This window comes from Streptomyces sp. NBC_00775 (assembly GCF_036347135.1).
GTDB classification, from domain to species: Bacteria; Actinomycetota; Actinomycetes; order Streptomycetales; family Streptomycetaceae; genus Streptomyces; species Streptomyces lutosisoli.
This window is the reverse complement of record NZ_CP108938.1, coordinates 4,433,983-4,452,393: the sequence shown is the minus strand read 5'-3', so window position 1 is coordinate 4,452,393 and position 18,411 is coordinate 4,433,983. Positions and strand designations below refer to the sequence as shown.

Sequence of the window (18,411 nt, the reverse complement as noted above, 5' to 3'; positions counted from 1 at the left end):
GACGATGGCGGCAGAAGGTAACGGCCGCCGCGGCCACAGCTCAGACGCGAGCCTCCTCGTGCGCCACCTCCTCGCCTTCCGGGCCAATGAGCTGCCAGTCGGTGAGGACTCCATGTCGTGCGCTGGCTTCGGGGGATGTGACGGCCTCGATCAGATAGCTACCGCCGGGACGACAGGTGACCGTGACCGCGCCAACGGCTCCCGTCCTTTCCCTGAATGCGTCGACTGCCTTCCGCTGGACAGGAGTCAGGGCCTCGGGATCGATTGGCTCGTACGCTACGGACAAGTGGCGCACCAGCGCACTGCTGCTACGCGGTGCGAGCCGGCACCAGGAGCCGTCCACGAAGAGGAGCCGAACGTCGGGCTCGCCGTGGCCGAACGTCCTGTGCTCGACTGCGGCGATCTTCGCCCGCTTCGCCTCCCAGAGGACTTCCTCCCAAGGATCCTCGTCATCGTCGAGCATGCCCAGGATGACGAGACGGCGGTCGGTCACAACGGCGTGGGTGCGGTCGGTGGCGGGCCTCCGTGCGGGATCGAGCTGCCAGGGCAGAGTGCGGGCGAGGGTGCCCGGAGCCGCCCACATCACCGGAAAGTCCTCGACCTCGTCCTCTGGATCGTCGGAACGGCCGAGCACGTCCACGCTGCCCACACCGGTGCCTCCAAGCGCGCCGGCGATCGCGATGACCACCAGTGCGAGGGCCGTTCGCCCGATGCCCCGGGCGATGCGATGGGTCTTCGAACGCACGCGGTACGTCGGACCCGTGGGCCAACCGGGCAACTCGGCCTGGATATCGCGTCGGTCGGCGTCACGGAACCAGCGCCGTCCGGAGACCGGGGTGGCGGCACCGGTCGCGAAAGAGACCGGAACCCGGGCCAGCAGGTGCTCGCCGGGGTCGGGCTGCCAGCGTTCGGCCATTTCGTCCTGCCTTTCGGGAAAGCGCCCGCGCTTCCCGCCGATGGAATCGACATGCCTAGAGATCGCCGGGATGCGGTTTCGCCGGACCCCCGGAGGCGTCCATCAGGATCGAGTGCGTCTCGTAGAGGTCCTTTCCGGCCTTTGCCGGAACGCGGAGCTCGACCATGACGATGCCGCTCGGCAACCGAGTGATCAGCGGAGGCTGTGCGCTGCCCGGGAGTTCGGAGAGGAAGCGGGTCAGTCGGTCGCGCTGTCCGCTCGACAGCTCGCTCTCTGGCACGGCTTGGACCGTCCCGTTGAGCAGTTCGCAGAGACGCCCGGCGCTGTCCGGATTGCCGGTGAACAAGCGGATCCAGGACTGATCGGCGAAGGTGAGGCGTACGTCCGCGCTGATCTCGCTGTACTTCATCTGCCTGGCCTCGGCGATGGAGTCCCGAGTGAACTCACCGAGCACGTCGGCCTTGTCCAGGGTGCCGCTGCGGGTACCGAGGAAGAGCAGGCGCCGATCCGTCAGGACGAGATCGGTGACGTAACCCTCCGGGCGGCGTGCCGGGTCGAGCTGCCAGGGGACCGTCCGGGCGAGGGTGCCGAGGGCGGCCCACATGACGGGGAAGTCCTGGACCTCGTTCTCCGGATCTTCCGGGTTTCCTCGGACAGGTACGTCACCGAAAGGCGACCCCGAGGCCCCGCCGATGTTCGCGATGATGTTCGCGATCAACGGAATTCCCACCATGAAGGCACGGCCGGTACGCCGGGCCGCTCGATCGCCGGTCTTGCGCAGGGTGTAGGTGGGGCCCGGGGGCCAGCCGGGCAAGTCGCCCTGGATGTCGTTACGTTCACGGTCCCGGAACCATCGGTAGCCCGAGACGGCCGGTGCCATTCCGGTGGCGAACTTCGCCGTCGTACGGACCAGGAGGTCTTCGTCTCCGCCGGGGTACCAGTCCATGGACGGTTCAGTTCTCCGGCTCTGGAGAGGCGGCCTGCGGGGAGTTGGCCTCGGAGTCAGTGAAGGACACCGTCCGGAGAACGGCCACCAGCATGTCGCAGAACTCGCCCCAGTACTCGGTGGATGCCGTGTGGAGGGTGAACACGGCCGTGTACGGGCCGGTAGGGAACGGTACGTGGACCTGGATCTGGCCCGTGAGGAGTTTCTTCTGCTCACCGTCGGCGGTGATCTCCGGCGAGAGCACCACCTCGCGGAAGGTCACGCAGGAGACCGCGGGACCGCAGGGCAGGTCCATCCACCGGGCGTCGTTGTACGGATCCTCGGCCAGGGCAGTGAGAATTCCGTGGGCCGCGATCTCCGGGTCGCTCTGGTCGGTTTCGACGGCGGCCACGGTGAAGGCGCACTGGACGACGCCCCCGTCGTCGTCGGTGGAGAAGAGGCCCATCGCCGAGTACGACAGTCCGGTCTGCGCCAGTCGCTCGGCAAGAGCCGCGTAGTAGGGCGCGGCAGGGGTCCATAGGGAGTCGTCGCCGCGGGAGTAGAGCTCTCGTACGAAGGTCTCGGACAGGGTGGCGCGCTCGTCCGGTGTGGCGGCCAGGGGGAGCGCGAAGAAGCTCTCGGGGGTGGTGAACGTCAGTGGGGGGATGTCGTCGAGTGTCGACAGGACCGATATGGCGGGTGTTGTCACGGAAGTTCGGGTTCCATTCCGGTCATCGGTCGCCTTCCTGGTACGGGACGTCTTCGCCATCGGCGCCCATGAACCGGCCGTTGCAGAAGATTCCGTAGTCTCGATCGATCTTGCCGATCCGCAGGAGTTCGACCAGGAAGTGTCCGCTTGGACGGCGAGTCACCACGAGGTCACCTGGCTTGTCCTGGCGTTTGACGAATTCCGCGACGGTCTGACGTTGTCCCGCCGTCAGATCCTCGGGCGCAACCAGTTTCAGCGGGTTGGCGAGTGCTCGGGTGACGTCGTCCCGGCAGTTGCTGTTCCAGCCCGCGAGACGGCACCAGGAACCGTCCGTGAATTCCACAGTGAAGTCCACCTGGTGGCGACTGAACTTCTTTCGCTCCACGGCGGCGATGTTGGATCGTTCGGTTTCCCAGAGGATTTCGTCGCAGAGATCGTTCTTGTCGTCGACCAGACCGAGGACAAGGAGGCGCCGGTCCGTGACCGCCAGGTGGGTGCGATCGATGGGAGTGCGGCGGCCCGGATCGAGCTGCCAGGGCAGGGTACGCGCGAGTGTCCCGGGAGCCGCCCAGATGACCGGAAAGTCCTCGACCTCGTTCTCCGGTTCCTGCGGGCTGCCGAGGCGCGATGCGGATCCGGTGCTTCCCGAGCCGGCGAGGGACTCGAGAACACCGAGAGTGGCCACGGCCAGAAAACCCAGCCCGAACTTGCCGCCTTCCCGGACTTGACGGCTCTTCTTCGAGCGGACCGTGAACGCGGGGCCTTCCGGCCAATCCGCCAGCTCGGTCTGCATGTCATTGCGCTCGGTGTCGCGGAACCAGCGCATTCCGGACACGCCGTCGGCTGTACCCGTTGCGAAGCTGACGCCGCACCGTGCGATAAGCGTTTCGCCGGGATCTGGTTGCCAGGTCGTCATGTCCGTGCCTCAGTGTGCGGTGGCGGATTGGTGGAGACGGTCACCGGGACTGGTGGAGTCGCCACTGTGCAGCAAAATGCTCGCTCCCTTGGGGAGAACCTTGCCGGCGACGTCGATGCCCCTGCCCAGGGTGCTCAACGGATCGACGGTGAACCTCTCTCCAAAGAGTGCCGCTCCCTTGGTGCCGAGCCATTGTCCCTGGTGATACCCCGCCTCGGCGAGGCCTGCCAGCCGGTTCATTGTTCCGCTCTCGCTGCTGAGCAGCCCGATGTTCTCGGCCGTTCCGCCGAGTACGATCTTCCTGCTCAGGAGTCCGATACCACCCTTGACCGAGGCGGCCATGTCGCCCGTCGCCAACACGTTGAAGGCGGACTCGATTCGGGACGCGGAAAAGCCCTTGCCGAATTCAGCGATACGAAGTTCGGCAGCCGCCTCGTTGGCCACCTTCGCCCCCTTGCCGAACAGCCCGATACCGGGCAGCAACCCGAGCGCATCGGTCCCCATCGTGAGCCAACTGACATCCGCACCACCCGCCATGGCAACCCCGTGCGCCAGCAGTGCCAATCCACTCGTCAGTACGGCCGCGGCCCCGAAGATGGCGCCGAGCGGTTCGAAAGGCAGGGTGATGATGGCGAGGACACCCAGGACCGCGGTGATGTCACTGAGAACGTCGCCGATCTCCTTGATCAGATCGGCATGGTCCTTCACCCAGTCCGCGGTTCCGTCCCACGCATTCGCGATCCCATCCCCCAGCTTGTCCCAGAACCCCGGTTCGTCCGGCGCGATGTCCGCCGCCTTGTCGAGGTCCTTGCTGATGAGGTGGGCGGCCTTCTTGTAGCGGTCTTCGAGGTCATGGACGTCGCTGGTGACCTTGTCCACCGCGCCGGAGGCTTTGCCGAGTTCCTCGCTGCCCTTGCCGTCGCCCTTCTGGTCGGCCTTCTGCTGGGCCTCGGCCTTGGCGTCGAGTTTCTCGCCGGCGTCCTTCTCCAGCCGGTCGGCCTCGTCCTGGAAGTCGGCGAGCTGCCCGGCCCAGCGGTGCAGGGCGCGTGACGCCTTGTCGAAGGAGTCGTGGCTCTTCTTGATCAGGGGGGTCACATCGGTAGAGATGTGCTCACTGAACGCGATCGCGGTCTTGCCCTTCCAGGCCCCGGTCTCGATCTGTTTCAGCTCACGCAGGGCTGTGCCCAACTCGCCTGCCAGTCCGCCGAGTTTCTTGGCAAGATCACGGGTCTGCTCGACGTCGCCGGGGGTCGGGTCCCAACCTATGTGCGGGAAAGCGGGGCGTCCCATGCCTGCCTCAATGCCCCTTCTTCTTAGGGGCTTTGAGGGATTCCGCGAGGTCCAGGTCCAGCTTCTCGAAGGACTTGCCGATGTTGTCGATCATCTTGATCGCGCCCTGGGTGTGCTTGCCGAGCTGCTTGATGCCGTAGCCCCAGTCGTCGGCGAAGTCGTGTACGTCGTCCACGAGGTCCTTGTCTCCCACGACCGAGCCGTCGGTGCCGCGCAGGGTGCGGCGGGCGGTGTCCATGCGGTCGGTGACGGTGGAGAAGGTCTTCCTCAAGTCCTCGAAGATCGTGCCGTCAAGCCGTAGATCACTCACGATGTGTTCCCCGTTGCCTCCGTGAAGGGACCGCCGGGAGGGGCCGCACGGGGTCCCCCGGCGCCCGCAGCTGCGGCGATTGCCCGAGCAATCCTATGTAGTGGACGGGGGCAACGGATTGGGCGGGGGAGCGGGATCGGTGTTGTTTGAGGGGGCCATGGGGTTGCGTTTGCCGGGACTTGGTGGGGGTGTGATGTTCTCGTGATGCCGGATCGTCAAGGGGGGACGCCTGGGGTGCGCAGCCGACGCCAGCCGCGCACCCCAGGTCGACGCTGTCAGCGGTTGACGGACTGGATCTCCTGAACGGTGATGTCCTGGGTGTTGCCGAAGGTGCCGTTCGGCAGGTTCTTCGGGTCCGGGTTGCCGGTGCCGGTCCAGCTGATCTGCCAGGTGATGGTCGCCCGCAGCTTGTACGTCCCGCCGCCCGACGAGCGCAGGTACTTGATCCCGCACGGCGGGGTCTCGCCCGCCTTGCCCTTGGCGTACGCCTCACCGACCGAGTCGTCGTCGTTGATCTTGCACACGCCGGAGGCGGGGTAGGTCTCTGCGTCTTCCGTGCCCGGTTCGAGCTTCAACGACACAGGCTTCGCCGTCGTGGTGGCCTGGATGTTGAGGCCGTTGACGTTGAGGGCTGCAGTGACCGAGACCTCCTTGAACGTGGCCTTGTCCAGCCAGGCCCAGGTGGGCAGGTTCACCTTGGTGATGTCTTCGGGCGCGAGGGTGACCTTCGTGTCCGGGACCTGGACGCGGTTGTAGGCGAGTTCGGCGAGGACTTCGGGCGTGACGGCATTCTTCACGTTCGGGGTGTCGCCGTTCTTGACCCAGAACGGGAGCTCGCTGCACGTGAAAGCATCTGGATCGTCGAGGCGACTCTCATCCTGGACGGCGACGAACCAATTGCCTTCGTCGGCCTCGTCGAGGTTGTAGTTCTTGTACTTGCCGTCCTTGTAGATATCCCGGAACTGACCCGTCGCGGTCTTCGCGTAGTTGGGCTGGTCGGGGTCGTTGACGACAAGGTCGTAGCTTGCTTCGGTCTGCTTCTTGAATTCCTCGGCGGACATGGGCTCGTACCAACAGGCCGGCGGTGTCCAGTTGCCCACCGCGGTGAGCCCGCCGGACGACTTGCCGCCGCTGCCTTTGGTGGAGCCGCTGAAGGTGATCCGAGACTCGAGAGTCTGACCGTCCCGCTTGTGCTCGGTCTGCACGCCGGAGCCCTGCTGGGTTCCTCCTTGGCCGGTTCCCTTGTCCGCGACGGCGACTCCGGCCGGAGCGAGGGTGAGGGCCGCAGAGACGGTCGCCAGCGTCAGCCACCTGTGCGTCTTCACGGCGTGCACGGTTCGACCCCCCTCTTCGAGACCAACTGCGTGGTCTGCCAGACCCCTTGCTTGTTCTTGTCCACGCGCGTGTTGTAGAGCACGTACGAATTATCCGTGGCCGGCGTTTTGTCGATCTTTCCGGTCTTGCGGTTCTTGTTGTACGCCTTACTTTCGTCCGAGCAGTACCTGACGCTCGCGGACGTCTTGTCGAACATCGTGATCGTGGGCTCGAAGTAGCGGGTCTTGCCGTTGATGGTCAGACCCTCCTTCTTGAAGCTCGCGATCCAATCAGCTGCACCCAGCAGTGCGTCTCCCTTGTAGTAAAAGGGAATTGCCGAGCTCTCGCTGTCGCCGCTGGCAATGGCCGCGTCCGTGGCGTTGATGCGTCCGGAGACGTCCGCCAGGACGGCGTCCTTCGTCGTGTCACCCGTCTTCCAGCTGTCGAAGACGTTCGTGACATCGCTCGGCAACGTGACCTTCGGGCGTTGCGCGGAGTCGGTGCTCGCGCTCGGCGAAGCCGACTCAGTCGAGTCGCCGGTGTCGGCCCCCGCGATCTTGTCGTTGTCGCTGGACTTGTCGTCCCCGCTGCCGCATGCCGTCAGCAGCAGGGCTGCGGTCGCGGCGAGCGCGGCAGCAACGGGCAAAGAGCGGCGCTTCACAGTTGACTCCCCGTGAGACAGAAGTGCAGTCACGAGCAATGACGGTATCCGTGTAGCGATCGGTTTCGCCACAGCGAACTTTCTTGCACGACTGGGCAGAAGGGGAGGAATGGGGGCCGGTTGGCTGGACGTGTGGGTCGATCGTGTCCAGTTGCACAACGGCCCCGGACGCCGGCTGTGCGGTAGGGGCCGTCTTCCAGAGTTTGCTTCCTGCAGGGTGCAGCTTCGTGATCATTAACTTCCAGCCTCGTGCTGGAATTGATCAGTACGGGCTGACGCGTACCACCGTGCGTCGCGCGATCGCCGCACTCGTTGAGGGCGGGGTGGGGTCGAAAGCGTGGCGGGGTGCGTATACGCCACGTATACTCACTGTATGTCCGACGTCATGATCCGAGTCCCCGCCGAGGTCCGTGACCAGCTCGCCGCCGTAGCGGAAGCCCGTGGCACCAGTCTTCGTGCCCTCATGCAGGAGATAGCCGCTCAGACGCTCACCCCGGATCAGATCAGGGAACGAGCCGATCGCACGCGCAGCCTTCTCGCCGAGCGGTTCGGGCATTACGTGACGGACGAGGAGTCCGCCGAGATGCGCCGCAAGATGCGTGAGGCCACTGCCGCACACCGTGCCGCCCTCGCCGAGACGGAGTCCTCCCGTTGAACGAGACCGAGCACTACGTCTTAGACGCCCCGACCCTCCTGGCGATGGGGGGCAACAAACAGGTCTCCGGTCTCATCCATGCTGCGGCGGCCAGCGGTGATGTGCGCCTGTGGGTGCCCGTCCTGTGCCTGCTGGAAGCGGAGCGTGAGCGGGCCGGGATCGTTGGCCACATCGGGGTGCTGGTGGACGTACTGCACCTGATCGACGATGACTATGCGATGGCCCTGACCATTGCGGAACTGTGCCGCGACGGCGTCTCCTTCGGTGTCGGCGCCGCCGTGCACGCCGCGCGGCCGAACCAGATGCTTCCCGAGGGAGCGCTTGTCGCCACCATCGCGCCGGAGTCCTACGAGGGGCTCGGAGTCGGGGTCATGGACCTGAATCGCTGAGCTGCCGATTCCGGCGGAACCCGAGACGTGGTGCGCGGGTCGGTTCCCGGGTCCCGCGCACCCAAGCCCGGTGCAGCGCACCCAAGTCCGGGTCAGGAAGGCCAGTAGCGACCTTCCCTGCCTCACCCCAGCTTCGCGTTCTGCACCGTGACGAGGTCGGCCGGGATCTTGGCCGTGCCGGCGTGGGCGTTCATGAATGCGCTGCTGTCCAGAGTGAAGTAGTTGGCGATGGTGTCGCCGAAGCGGAACGTCTGGGTGCGGATCGTCTGGGTGAAGCCCTGGAACTTGAAGGTGGCGGCGGTGGCCCCGGACTCGTCGCCGCCCGAGGGGGCGGTCTCCACGGTCACGGAGTCGTACGTGGTGCTGCCGCTGTCCGACTTCGCCGTGAAACCGCTGCCGCAGGAGCCGGCCGCCGTGGAGAGGCTCTTCATGGCGGCCGCCGCTTTGCCGTCGGCGTAGGTGGAGAGGGTGATGTACGTGAGCATGCCGGTGGACTTGTTGGCGACGTGAGTGAGCGTGGCCTCCGGGGTGCCGACAGGGAGTTCGTTCATCGCGTACGCCAACGGGGCGCATACGGCCTTGTCGACGCTCATCTCGGCCTGGGACTTGGCGAGTGCGTCGCCTTCGGCGGGCTTCTTGACCGAGTAGCCGCCGGACTCTGCCTCGGTGACCATGAGCTGCGCGACCTGTTCCGCCGGACTGAGCGTCTTGCTGGGCGAGGCCGTCGCCTTCGTGGGCTCGCTCTTGCTGTCGGTGTCCTTGTCCGAGCTTCCACAGGCTGTGAGGGCGGCGGCGAGGCACAGGGCGGACACGGCGGCCAGGGTCATGCGCTTCATGTGGGGGGAGCTCCTCAGTGGGGTCGGAGTGTGCGGTACGCAGGATGCCGGTGGGGTGGCGGAAGCAAAGGACGATAGCCCGTCGGACCACGAGGACGCCCGGCGCCCCGCGCGCCCGTCCACCTCGTAGGCTGACCCGAGCCGAACAGAGGACCGAACAGAGAAACCGAACGGGGACACGCCATGGCCCGCTACATGGAAACGCTCACCATCGAGCGCGGCGGCTTCCGTATCAAGGTGCCGGAGTCGTGGTGGGAGTTCGACGTACGCCCCGAGTCGCGCGACGACTCCATCCGGCGGATGGTGAGCGAACGGGTGCGACAGCACCCGGAGTTGGCCGACTATCGCGACACGTACACCGCCTTCCTGCAGAAGGCCGCGGCCGACGCCTGGAAGTCCGGTGCCCTGTACTGCGGATGCATGGCGGAGGCCTTCGGCGGAGACACCCCGATCACCGGGTCGGTCACCGTCTCGATCGTTGGCGGTCGCTCGGAGAAGACCGGTGAGCCCCTCTCCACCGACCCCCAGACCATGGCGGGCCAACTCGCCGTGCGTGAGGCGAAGAAGGAGGGCGACGCCTGGCGCAAGGTGACCACCGTCGACATTCCCGGCGTCGGTCCCGCCGCGCGCACGTACGGAATCGAGGACATCGTCGTACCCGACGACACCCTCAAGCGGACCATCCGCGCCGTACTCATGCAGACGTTCATCCCCGTACCGGGGCAGGAGGGCAAGGTCGCCCTCGTCGCCGGTAGCAGCCAAGTCCTCGACCTCGCCGACTCGTTCTTCGACATCTTCGACGCGATCACGTCTACGTTCCGCTTCGCGGAGTAGTGCCGCCGACCTTTCCGTGGCTCGCGCAAATCCAGTAACTTCGCTCGTGCGTACGAGTGTTGCTGTTGGTGTTGCTGTCACGGGGGTTGCGGCATGGCGGGGAATCGGCCGGGGGACTGGCATGTCCTGGATCTGGACAAGGACCCCACTCCCGGGGATCCGGACCGGGTGCGGCATCTGGCCAAGAATCTGCATGACTTCGCCGACGATGTCTCGGATGCCCTTCGCCTGATCAAGGGGATGGCGGACGAGGACACGGTCCTGAAGTGGGCGGGGAAGTCGGCGAAGGCGTTCCAGGACGAGTTCTCCGGTGTGCCCAAGCAGTTGAAGAAGCTGAAGAAGTCGTACGAGATGGCGGGGGATGCGCTCGCCGACTACTGGCCGAAGCTGGAGCGCGCGCAGGCCCTGGCGGACAAGGCGCTCGCGAAGGGGCGGGAGGCGCAGTCGGATCTATCTTCCGCCAAGTCCCGTTTGTCGTCTGCCGATTCGTGGGTGACGAAGGCCAACAAGGAAGCCGACAAGTACAAGGACGATCCGACCGGCAGCAAGGACACCGAGAAGCCGGACGAGGCGAAGGTCCGCGCCGCCACCCGGGACGCACAGCACGCCAAGTCGGCCCAGTCGTCCGCCCAGTCGGATGTGACGTCCGCGAACAGTGCGCTGGACGCGGCGAAGAAGATGGCCGAGGACGCCCGCAAGATGCGGGAGGAGGCCGCCCACACCGCCAAGACGAAGATCGACGACGCCTCCGATGCCGGGATCCACAATCGGAAGTGGTGGGAGGAGGTCGGGGACTGGTTCTCCGACAACTGGGACACCATCGTCGCGGTGTGCAAGGTCGTCGTTGCGGTTGTCGGGATCATCGCGATGATCATCGGCGGTCCGATCCTCGGCGCGATCGTGCTGATCGCCGCGCTCGTCGTCCTCGCCGACACGCTCAACAAATATGCGAAAGGCCAGGCATCCCTATGGGATGTGGCGTTCGCCGCGTTGGACTGCATACCCGGCGGCAAGGGCCTCACCAGTCTTGGCAAACTCGGCAAAGGACTCAAAGGCCTCAAAGGTTTGGGCAAGACCGGCCTCAAGGGCATGGCCCTCGGGATGAAGGGCCTTGGCAAGAGCAGCCGCTCTCTCGGTCGCCAGATGAGGAAGCTCTTCACCTGCGGTGACCCGATCGACATCAGCACCGGTCAGATGGTCATGTCTGAAACGGATGTCACCTTCCCGGGCGTTCTGTCCCTTGTCCTTGAGAGGCACCATCGAACCGGGCTGCGATCCGGCCGCTTCTTCGGGGTGAGTTGGTCTTCAACCTTGGACCAGCGACTGTTGCTTGATGCGACGGGAGTTCGGTTCGTCAATGACGACGGAATGGTGCTCTTCTATCCGGTTCCCGAGCCTGACGTGCCGGTGCTTCCCGTCGAGGGACCACGATGGCCGATGGAATGGGACGGCACCCGCAGCGGGCAGATCACCTTGCACCGGCCTGAGACCGGCCAGACACTTCGGTTCGCGTCGCAGCCTGGTGGAACGCCCGCAGAGCTTTTGATAGCGGGTATCAGTGATCGCAACGGCAACAGCATCGCGATCACCTATTCCGGTGACGGGACGCCGACCGAGGTCGCCCATCACGGCGGCTACCGCATCGGGGTGACGTGTGAGTTCGGACGCATCACGGCGCTGAGCCTTCGCAGCGACCCCGACGAGCCAACGTTGGTGCGTTACGGCTACGACAGCCAGGGCAATCTCACCGAGATCTACAACTCCTCCGGTGTTCCGCTGAAGCTCACCTATGACGAGCGCCATCGCATCACTGGCTGGGACGACCGGATCGGTACCTGGTACCGATACTCATACGACAGCACAGACAGGTGCGTTGCGTCGCACGGCATCGACGGGATTTTCGATTACACCTACGCGTACGACGACGAAGCCCGCACCACGGCGGCTACCAATTCGTTGGGACACACGAGCCACTATCAGTTCAACGACTCGTACCAGCTCGCCTTCGAGACCGACCCTTTGGGCCACACGACACTACGCACCTGGGACCGCTACGACAGTTTGCTCGCGCTCACCGATCCGATCGGCCGCGTCACGGAGTTCGACTATGACGAAGCCGGACGCCTCACCCGGATGCAACTGCCGGACGGTTCTGTTACCACGACTGAATTTGGTGAACTCGGGCTGCCGGTCCGAGTGGTGGAACCCGACGGTGCGACCTGGCGGCAGAGTTACGACCTTTACGGCAACCTTGTCGAGGCCGTGGACCCGACAGGCGCGATCACCCGATACGCCTATGCACCGGGGGGCCGGCTCAGTACACACACCGACCCACTTGGACACACTCGCACGCTCACCACGGACGCGGCCGGCCTCCCGCTGGAGCTGACGGATGCGCTGGGTGGTACCACACGGTGCGGTCGCGACGCCTTCGGGCGAGTCGTCGAGATCCAGGATCCAGTGGGGCAGATCACCCGCATGGAATGGACCATCGAAGGACAGCTGACTCTCCGGGAGAGTCCGGACGGTTCCCTGGAGCGATGGGAGTACGACGCCGAAGGAAACGAGATTGCTCACCGCGAGCCTTCCGGTGGTACGACGCTCCATGAGATCGGGCCGTTCGATCTACCACTCAAGCGCATCAACCCCGATGGAAATACCTACACGTTCGCCTACGACGCCGAGCAGCAACTGCGTGGCGTGACGAATCCGCAAGGCCGGACATGGAGCTATGACTTCGACCCCGCGGGACGGCTGATCGCGGAGCGGGACTTCAACGGTGCCGACCAGGCCTACTTCTATGACCCTGCCGGTCAGCTCACACGCCGGGTGAACGAGAGCGGTGAGGCAGTCGACTTCTCCTACGACGCGCTGGGGAACACGACCGAACAGCGCTCCTCCGACGGCAGCGTCTCCACCTTCCGACACGATTCCGCCGGGCAGCTCGTTGGGGCGCGCAATGCTGATGCCGAGGTCGAGCTGCGACGAGATGCGATGGGGCGAATCGTCCACGAGTCCGTCAACGGGCGCCACGTCACTTCCGTGTACGACCCGCTGGGCCGTCGCACCGAGCGGGTGACCCCGTCGGGGGCGGTGTCCCGATGGACATACGACGCGGAAGACCGTCCTACCAGTCTCACGGTGCAGGGGTACTCCCTCGGGTTCGAGTACGACCTGGGGGGACGCGAGGTGCGACGACGGCTGGGGCGGCGGGTCGGCATCTCCCAGTCCTGGCATCCAGGTGACCATGTTCGGGATCAGGAGATCGTCGCGGCGAGTTCGGCAGGTACCTCTCCCCTGCGGCGCCGTTTTTCCTACGCATCCGGCGGTCACGTCTCGGCCATCGACGAACTCGGAACTGGCACTCGCCGGTTCCAGCTGGATGCCGTCGGCCGGGTGACGTCCGTCGTTGGCGCACAGTGGCAGGAGCGATATGCCTACGACACGGCGGGAAATGTCTCGAGTGCCGCCATATCGGGCCCGGACGGCCTACTTGCCGACGAGCGGGAGACCGTCGGAACGCTGGTTCGCCGGGCCGGGAACTCCCGTTACGAACATGACCGTCAGGGCCGTGTCGTTCGCCGTATCAAGCGGACACTATCCGGGATCCGGAAGATGTGGACGTATGCGTGGAGCCCGGAGGGCCGACTCGCCGAACTTGTCACACCCGACGGGGTCCACTGGCGCTACAGCTACGATCCGCTCGGTCGACGGATATCGAAGAAGCGCGTGGACGGTGACGGAAAAGTCGGAGAATTCACTCTCTTCGACTGGGACGGCGAGACGCTGACGGAGGAGATGACCGACTCCGGTGCGGTGCGGACCTGGGAATATGAACCCGGAACGCATAGTCCAGTCGTCCAGATCAACCGTACTCCCGAAGAGGTCGGCTACGACCAGCGGTTCTATGCCATCGTCACCAACATGGTCGGTACCCCGACGGAGTTGATTTCCGAAGAGGGGGAGGTTTCGTGGCAGAGCAGAACCACCCTCTGGGGACAGGACGCAGGGACGACCGTCGGTGAGACGGATTGTCCTTTGCGTTTTCCTGGCCAGTACTTCGACACCGAGAGCGGCTGGCACTACAACTTCTACCGCTACTACGATCCGGAGACGGCTCAGTACACCTCCCCGGATCCGCTGGGGCTTCTGCCGGAAGACAATCAACACGGCTACGTGCGCAACCCACTGTCGTGGCTCGACGCGCTGGGTCTGGCACCGTGTGCCAAGGCCATCGCCCTCAGACTGTGGAGGGGCCGGAACAGCCAGGGGGGCTACTCCGTCTATCACGGGCTCGATGCTCAGGGAAACAAGATCTATGCTGGCATAACCAATAAATTGGCCCGACGCGAGCGGCAGCATATCGCGAAGAACTATGGGATTGTGCGACTTCAGGAGGTGCGGGGAGCTACTGGCCTCAAGAAGTGGCAGGCGCGCGCGATCGAGCAGGGTCTGATCGAGGATGTCAGGGCATCGGGGTTCAGCAGGTTGAAGAACGGTGTCTCCATCCCCCAGATCAACTCCATATCCCCCAAACGCTCCATATATGGAACGGCATTGCGGTACGGCCGGATTTTCCTGGCATAACCTGTTTGAAATCAAAGAAAGGATGGCTTCCATTATGCCGTTGAAGAAGATGAAGGGGCAGCGTCGCCAGCATGAAGTGGGTGACATTTTCACCCTCCAGTTGGATGACTCAAGCTATCGGTTTGGCCGTGTCGTCAAAATGGGGGAGAGTGGACCACAGGGGCGGTTCCCGGGTGGGATCCTGGCGTATATCTACGATGTCGCTTCCAGCGCCCCAGAGCCGGACCTCGCTCTGCTGACACCGGACCGGCTGCTGCTGCCCCCCTTCTTCACGATGAACTGGGTTTGGCAGAAGGGGTACTTCCGGACTGTGGCCCATGAGGACCTGGAAGCCGTGCACCTGTTGAAGCGGCACTGCTTCTACGACGCCAGTATCGAGGGCTACGTAGACGAGAACGACAACGAAATCCCCGAACGCATCGAACCGTGCGGTTGGTTCGCTCTGACCAACTTCGAGCACTTCCAGTACGAGCTGGACGAAGCTCTGGTGGGTCGTCCGGTCCATGGGGCGTATGCCAAGAAGAAGTGACGGGGCAGATCCTCATGTCCAGGGAAATCCGGGCAGCGGTAACGGCCATGCCAGGCGCGGTACCTCTTCCGGGCCTGACCGACGCCTGGCACTGGTCGCCCGCCCCAGGCGTCGACTTCGCCACCGCCCGGCTGCGGGACTGACGCGACCCGAGACGCCGCAGCCCGCCATGAAGAGGCAGTCCGGTCCGCCCGGTCACCCCTGTGACTGAAAGATCACCCCGCCTGGCCTCCCACCCGTGAGCACCTCGTGCAGGCCTGGTGCACACCCCGTAACGAACCCCCCAGGCCAGGCCCATACCGGATTCGCGCCCGCACAGCACCCCCACCCTCCGCGATCCCCGCCCCCAACAGGGAACCGCCCACCACCCGTTGCGCGTGGAGAACACCGAGCCCCCCGAGGTTCGCGCGTCATAACGCGCCTTGAGGGGCTTATGTGCGGCTGATACGGTGCCATGGCTTGACACTCGCTTCAGCGCTGGCTATTTGGCCAGGTCGGGCGGTACGTCCGACTAGGGCGGACCGGGGTGAAGTGTCCCAATTGGCATGTGAATTGGCAGAAATCTTCTTGGGTGTACGGGGAGCGGTTGCGTGAAGATCCAAGAGCGTACGGGGGCGGGCAATCACCGTTCCGCTGCGTCGGCCCAGCCGGCGATGGGTGAGCGTCTTCCCACGCCGCCTCGCGAGCGCAAACCCGCGCTCGCCGCTCTCGCGGTGCTCCTGATCCTCGTCGGCGCGCTCGGTGCCACGATGCTGGTGTTGCGCGCCGGGGATCGCGTCGAGGTCGTACAGGTGACGAGCGACATCCAGGCCGGTGAGTCCGTGGGCAGCCACGTGACCTCCGTGATGGTCGCAGACGACACCAGCGTCAACTACGTCAGGTGGGACCAGCTCACGACCCTCAAGACGCTCAAGGCCCGGTCCACCATCTACAAGGGGACTGTGGTCATCGGCGAAATGTTCGCCAGCAAGAGCAACCTCCCCGCAGGCAAGGCCTCCGTCGGCCTGGCCCTCAAGGAGGGCCAGTACCCGGCGGACATCAAGGCAGGCGACATCGTGTCCGCCTACCGCGTCGGCGACGACACCTCCAGCTCCCGCTCCAGCAGCAGTTCGTCCGGTACGTCGTCGAGCAGCAGCAACTCGCTGATCGTCGAGAACGCGCGCGTCAACACCAAGAGCGACACCAGTGACGCGACCGTGAGCACCGGCAATCTCTCCATCACCCTGCTCGTCGACCAGAGCGACGTGCCCGCCCTCACCGCGGCCGCCGCGGCAGGCGACGTCTCCGTCGTTCTCGTTCCCGGCAACTAAAGGCGAGTGAGTAAAGAGACATGGCGCTCATCGCCCTCGCCGCAGACAAGGGTTCCCCTGGCGTCACCACCGCCGCGGTAGCACTGTCGGCGGTCTGGCCCCGCAGAGTCCTGCTCGCCGAGACCGACCCGGCCGGCGGCGACCTCGTCTACCGCAGCGCCGCGGCGCACGGCGGGCCCCTCAACCCCAACACCGGGATGCTGTCGATAGCGGCTACCGCCCGCCGAGGCCTCGTACCGGACCAACTCTGGGACCACGTGCAGCCGTTGAGCGGAGGACTCGAAGTCCTCGTCGGCCTCGGTGTCGCCGAGCAGGCCGCCGGGCTGGCCGGACTCTGGCCCACCCTGGGCCGGGCGTTCGCGCAACTCGCCGACTCCCCGCACGCGCCCGCCGACGTCATCGCCGACTGCGGGCGCATCAGTGGAGACACGCCAGCCGTCGAGATGTTCTCCCAGGCCGCCCTCGTGCTTCTCATCTCGCGGACCGAGCCGGAGGCCATCGCGCGCGTACGCGACCGGGCCGCGGCCCTCTCCGCCAAGCTGCACGGCGGCCCGCGCGGCGCCGCGACCCTCGCCACGCCCCTCATCGGCGTCATCCTCATCGCCGACCCGAGCGACTCCGCCAAGCTCGTCCACCAGGTCAACGACATGCTGGTGGCGGCGCAGACCGGTGCGCGGGTCGTGGGCACGCTCGCCGACGACCCCGCCGGCGCCGACCAGTTGGCCGGCCGCAAGCGCGGGCGGCTCGACAAGTCGCTGCTCATCCGCTCGGCCCGCAAGGTCACCGCGGATCTGTATCAGCAGTACGGCGCCGCCTGGGCCGTACCCGCCAATGGACCGCATGGTCAGCCCGCCGCCGGGGCCGGTCGATGACCGCCGTCGACCATCAGCTGGTCAAGCGGTTCCGGCAGGACGCCGGTGACCGTATCGCCGAGCAGCGCCGCGAGGACCAGGTCCGCAACGTCACGCCGATGTCCAACGAGGACGAACGGCACTACGCGCGGGCGGTGATCGCGCAGATACTTGAGGACTACGCCCGCACCGAGATCAACCTCGGCCGCACCCCCCTCGACGCCGAGACCGAGGAGCAGTACGCGGCCGCCGTGCACGCCGCCCTCTTCGGCGTCGGGCGCCTCCAGCCGCTGCTCGACAACCCGGAAGTCGAGAACATCGACATCAACGGGTACGACCAGGTCTTCATCGGGTATGCGGACGGGCGGGAGGAGAAGGGCGATCCCGTCGCCGAGACCGACGAAGAGCTCGTCGAGCTGATCCAGATCCTGGGTGCGTACTCCGGTCTCTCCTCCCGGCCCTTCGACTCCGCGAACCCGCAGCTCGACCTGCGGCTGCCGGACGGGTCCCGCCTCTCCGCCGTCATGGATGTGACACGCAGGCCCGCGCTGTCCATCCGTCGTGCACGCATGGGCAAGGTCTTCGTCTCCGACCTGGTGGGCAACGGGACGATCTCGCCCGAGGTCGCGCACTTCCTCGCCTGTGCCGTACGGGCGCGCAAGAACATCATGATCGCGGGTGCCACCAACGCCGGTAAGACGACCCTCCTGCGCGCCCTCGCCAACGAGATCCCGCCGCAGGAGCGCCTCATCACCGTCGAACGCGCCCTGGAGCTCGGGCTCGACACCTTCGCCGACCTCCACCCGAATGTGGTGGCCTTCGAGGAGCGGCTGCCCAACTCCGAAGGCCAAGGCACCATCTCCATGGCCGAGTTGGTGCGCCGGTCCCTTCGCATGAACCCCTCCCGCGTCATCGTCGGTGAGGTGCTCGGCGACGAGATCGTGACCATGCTCAACGCGATGTCGCAGGGCAACGACGGCTCGCTGTCCACGATCCACGCGAACAGCTCCAGCGAGGTCTTCAACCGTATTTCCACGTACGCGCTCCAGGCGACCGAGCGGCTGCCCATCGAGGCCAGCCAGATGCTCATCGCGGGCGCGGTGAACTTCGTCGTCTTCATCCAGCGGCGCAACAACTACGAGACGGGCGGCCGCCTGCAGCGCATGGTCACCTCCGTCCGTGAGGTCAACGGCGTCGACGGACGCGTGCTGTCCAGCGAGGTGTTCGCCGAGGCTCCGGACGGCCGGATCGTCCCGCACGCGCCCATCGCCTGCCTCGACGACCTCGTCGCGCAGGGCTACCGGCTGCCCGGCGGCGGGCATTGGGGATGATCATGACTCAAGAGATGAACTCCCTCGCGGCTCTCGACTCGCTCGGTT

Annotated in this window: 17 protein-coding genes; 8 read left to right on the top strand and 9 right to left on the bottom strand. The window is 65.6% G+C overall.

Annotated features, from left to right (window positions below):
- Positions 1-40: 40 nt before the first annotated feature.
- The 8 genes from OIC96_RS19820 to OIC96_RS19785 form a co-directional block, all read right to left on the bottom strand.
- On the bottom strand, positions 41-916 hold the full coding sequence (locus tag OIC96_RS19820) for a hypothetical protein (RefSeq protein WP_330306569.1): 876 nt from the start codon (positions 914-916) through the stop codon (positions 41-43).
- 55 nt (positions 917-971) lie between these two features.
- The gene (locus tag OIC96_RS19815; protein WP_330306570.1) at positions 972-1,862 is read right to left on the bottom strand and encodes a hypothetical protein; all 891 of its coding nucleotides are present in this window, start codon (positions 1,860-1,862) and stop codon (positions 972-974) included.
- 7 nt (positions 1,863-1,869) lie between these two features.
- Entirely contained in the window at positions 1,870-2,550 is a 681-nt protein-coding gene (locus tag OIC96_RS19810) for a hypothetical protein (protein WP_330306571.1), read from the bottom strand.
- Between the two features lie 22 nt (positions 2,551-2,572).
- Positions 2,573-3,466: a hypothetical protein gene (locus tag OIC96_RS19805; RefSeq protein WP_330306572.1), complete on the bottom strand. Its 894-nt coding sequence runs from the start codon at positions 3,464-3,466 to the stop codon at positions 2,573-2,575.
- A gap of 9 nt (positions 3,467-3,475) precedes the next feature.
- A complete protein-coding gene (locus OIC96_RS19800) occupies positions 3,476-4,756 on the bottom strand; it encodes a WXG100 family type VII secretion target (RefSeq protein WP_330306573.1) in 1,281 nt (426 codons plus the stop codon).
- Positions 4,757-4,763: 7 nt separating this feature from the next.
- Positions 4,764-5,066: a hypothetical protein gene (locus tag OIC96_RS19795; RefSeq protein WP_330306574.1), complete on the bottom strand. Its 303-nt coding sequence runs from the start codon at positions 5,064-5,066 to the stop codon at positions 4,764-4,766.
- A gap of 275 nt (positions 5,067-5,341) precedes the next feature.
- Positions 5,342-6,391 carry a hypothetical protein gene (locus OIC96_RS19790; RefSeq protein WP_330306575.1) on the bottom strand — a complete coding sequence of 350 codons (1,050 nt, stop codon included), beginning with the start codon at positions 6,389-6,391 and terminating at the stop codon, positions 5,342-5,344.
- On the bottom strand, positions 6,388-7,041 hold the full coding sequence (locus OIC96_RS19785; RefSeq protein WP_330306576.1) for a hypothetical protein: 654 nt from the start codon (positions 7,039-7,041) through the stop codon (positions 6,388-6,390). The genes OIC96_RS19790 and OIC96_RS19785 overlap by 4 nt, the downstream gene beginning before the upstream one ends.
- A gap of 373 nt (positions 7,042-7,414) precedes the next feature.
- Between OIC96_RS19785 and OIC96_RS19780 the strand changes: the two genes are divergently transcribed.
- Both OIC96_RS19780 and OIC96_RS19775 read left to right on the top strand, forming a co-directional pair.
- Positions 7,415-7,696: an Arc family DNA-binding protein gene (locus OIC96_RS19780; RefSeq protein ID WP_330306577.1), complete on the top strand. Its 282-nt coding sequence runs from the start codon at positions 7,415-7,417 to the stop codon at positions 7,694-7,696.
- Positions 7,693-8,085, top strand: a complete 393-nt coding sequence (locus OIC96_RS19775; protein WP_330306578.1) for a hypothetical protein — start codon at positions 7,693-7,695, stop codon at positions 8,083-8,085. The genes OIC96_RS19780 and OIC96_RS19775 overlap by 4 nt, the downstream gene beginning before the upstream one ends.
- 122 nt (positions 8,086-8,207) lie before the next feature.
- On the opposite strand, the gene OIC96_RS19770 is transcribed toward OIC96_RS19775, so the two are convergent.
- Entirely contained in the window at positions 8,208-8,921 is a 714-nt protein-coding gene (locus OIC96_RS19770) for a hypothetical protein (protein WP_330306579.1), read from the bottom strand.
- Between the two features lie 183 nt (positions 8,922-9,104).
- On the opposite strand from OIC96_RS19770, the gene OIC96_RS19765 reads away from it, so the two are divergent.
- The 6 genes from OIC96_RS19765 to OIC96_RS19740 all read left to right on the top strand — a co-directional run bounded on the left by OIC96_RS19765 (position 9,105) and on the right by OIC96_RS19740 (position 18,363).
- Complete coding sequence (locus OIC96_RS19765; protein WP_330306580.1) at positions 9,105-9,755, top strand: hypothetical protein; 651 nt, start codon at positions 9,105-9,107, stop codon at positions 9,753-9,755.
- Positions 9,756-9,848: 93 nt separating this feature from the next.
- The gene (locus OIC96_RS19760; RefSeq protein WP_330306581.1) at positions 9,849-14,342 is read left to right on the top strand and encodes an RHS repeat-associated core domain-containing protein; all 4,494 of its coding nucleotides are present in this window, start codon (positions 9,849-9,851) and stop codon (positions 14,340-14,342) included.
- A complete protein-coding gene (locus OIC96_RS19755) occupies positions 14,302-14,871 on the top strand; it encodes an immunity 26/phosphotriesterase HocA family protein (protein WP_330306582.1) in 570 nt (189 codons plus the stop codon). The genes OIC96_RS19760 and OIC96_RS19755 overlap by 41 nt, the downstream gene beginning before the upstream one ends.
- A gap of 590 nt (positions 14,872-15,461) precedes the next feature.
- A complete protein-coding gene (locus OIC96_RS19750) occupies positions 15,462-16,181 on the top strand; it encodes a hypothetical protein (protein ID WP_330306583.1) in 720 nt (239 codons plus the stop codon).
- A gap of 20 nt (positions 16,182-16,201) precedes the next feature.
- Entirely contained in the window at positions 16,202-17,053 is an 852-nt protein-coding gene (locus OIC96_RS19745) for a hypothetical protein (RefSeq protein WP_330306584.1), read from the top strand.
- A complete protein-coding gene (locus OIC96_RS19740) occupies positions 17,050-18,363 on the top strand; it encodes a CpaF family protein (protein ID WP_330306585.1) in 1,314 nt (437 codons plus the stop codon). Before OIC96_RS19745 ends, OIC96_RS19740 begins: the two co-directional genes overlap by 4 nt.
- The last annotated feature ends 48 nt before the right edge of the window (positions 18,364-18,411 follow it).

Excerpts from the sequence above, each read along its gene's own strand:
- OIC96_RS19820 (WP_330306569.1), bottom strand. The coding sequence starts at position 916 with ATGGCCGAACGCTGGCAGCCCGACCCCGGCGAGCACCTGCTGGCCCGG.
- OIC96_RS19815 (WP_330306570.1), bottom strand. The coding sequence starts at position 1,862 with ATGGACTGGTACCCCGGCGGAGACGAAGACCTCCTGGTCCGTACGACG.
- OIC96_RS19805 (WP_330306572.1), bottom strand. The coding sequence starts at position 3,466 with ATGACGACCTGGCAACCAGATCCCGGCGAAACGCTTATCGCACGGTGC.
- OIC96_RS19800 (WP_330306573.1), bottom strand. The coding sequence starts at position 4,756 with ATGGGACGCCCCGCTTTCCCGCACATAGGTTGGGACCCGACCCCCGGC.
- OIC96_RS19780 (WP_330306577.1), top strand. The coding sequence starts at position 7,415 with ATGTCCGACGTCATGATCCGAGTCCCCGCCGAGGTCCGTGACCAGCTC.
- OIC96_RS19770 (WP_330306579.1), bottom strand. The coding sequence starts at position 8,921 with ATGAAGCGCATGACCCTGGCCGCCGTGTCCGCCCTGTGCCTCGCCGCC.
- OIC96_RS19765 (WP_330306580.1), top strand. The coding sequence starts at position 9,105 with ATGGCCCGCTACATGGAAACGCTCACCATCGAGCGCGGCGGCTTCCGT.
- OIC96_RS19760 (WP_330306581.1), top strand. The coding sequence starts at position 9,849 with ATGGCGGGGAATCGGCCGGGGGACTGGCATGTCCTGGATCTGGACAAG.
- OIC96_RS19755 (WP_330306582.1), top strand. The coding sequence starts at position 14,302 with ATGGAACGGCATTGCGGTACGGCCGGATTTTCCTGGCATAACCTGTTT.
- OIC96_RS19745 (WP_330306584.1), top strand. The coding sequence starts at position 16,202 with ATGGCGCTCATCGCCCTCGCCGCAGACAAGGGTTCCCCTGGCGTCACC.
- OIC96_RS19740 (WP_330306585.1), top strand. The coding sequence starts at position 17,050 with ATGACCGCCGTCGACCATCAGCTGGTCAAGCGGTTCCGGCAGGACGCC.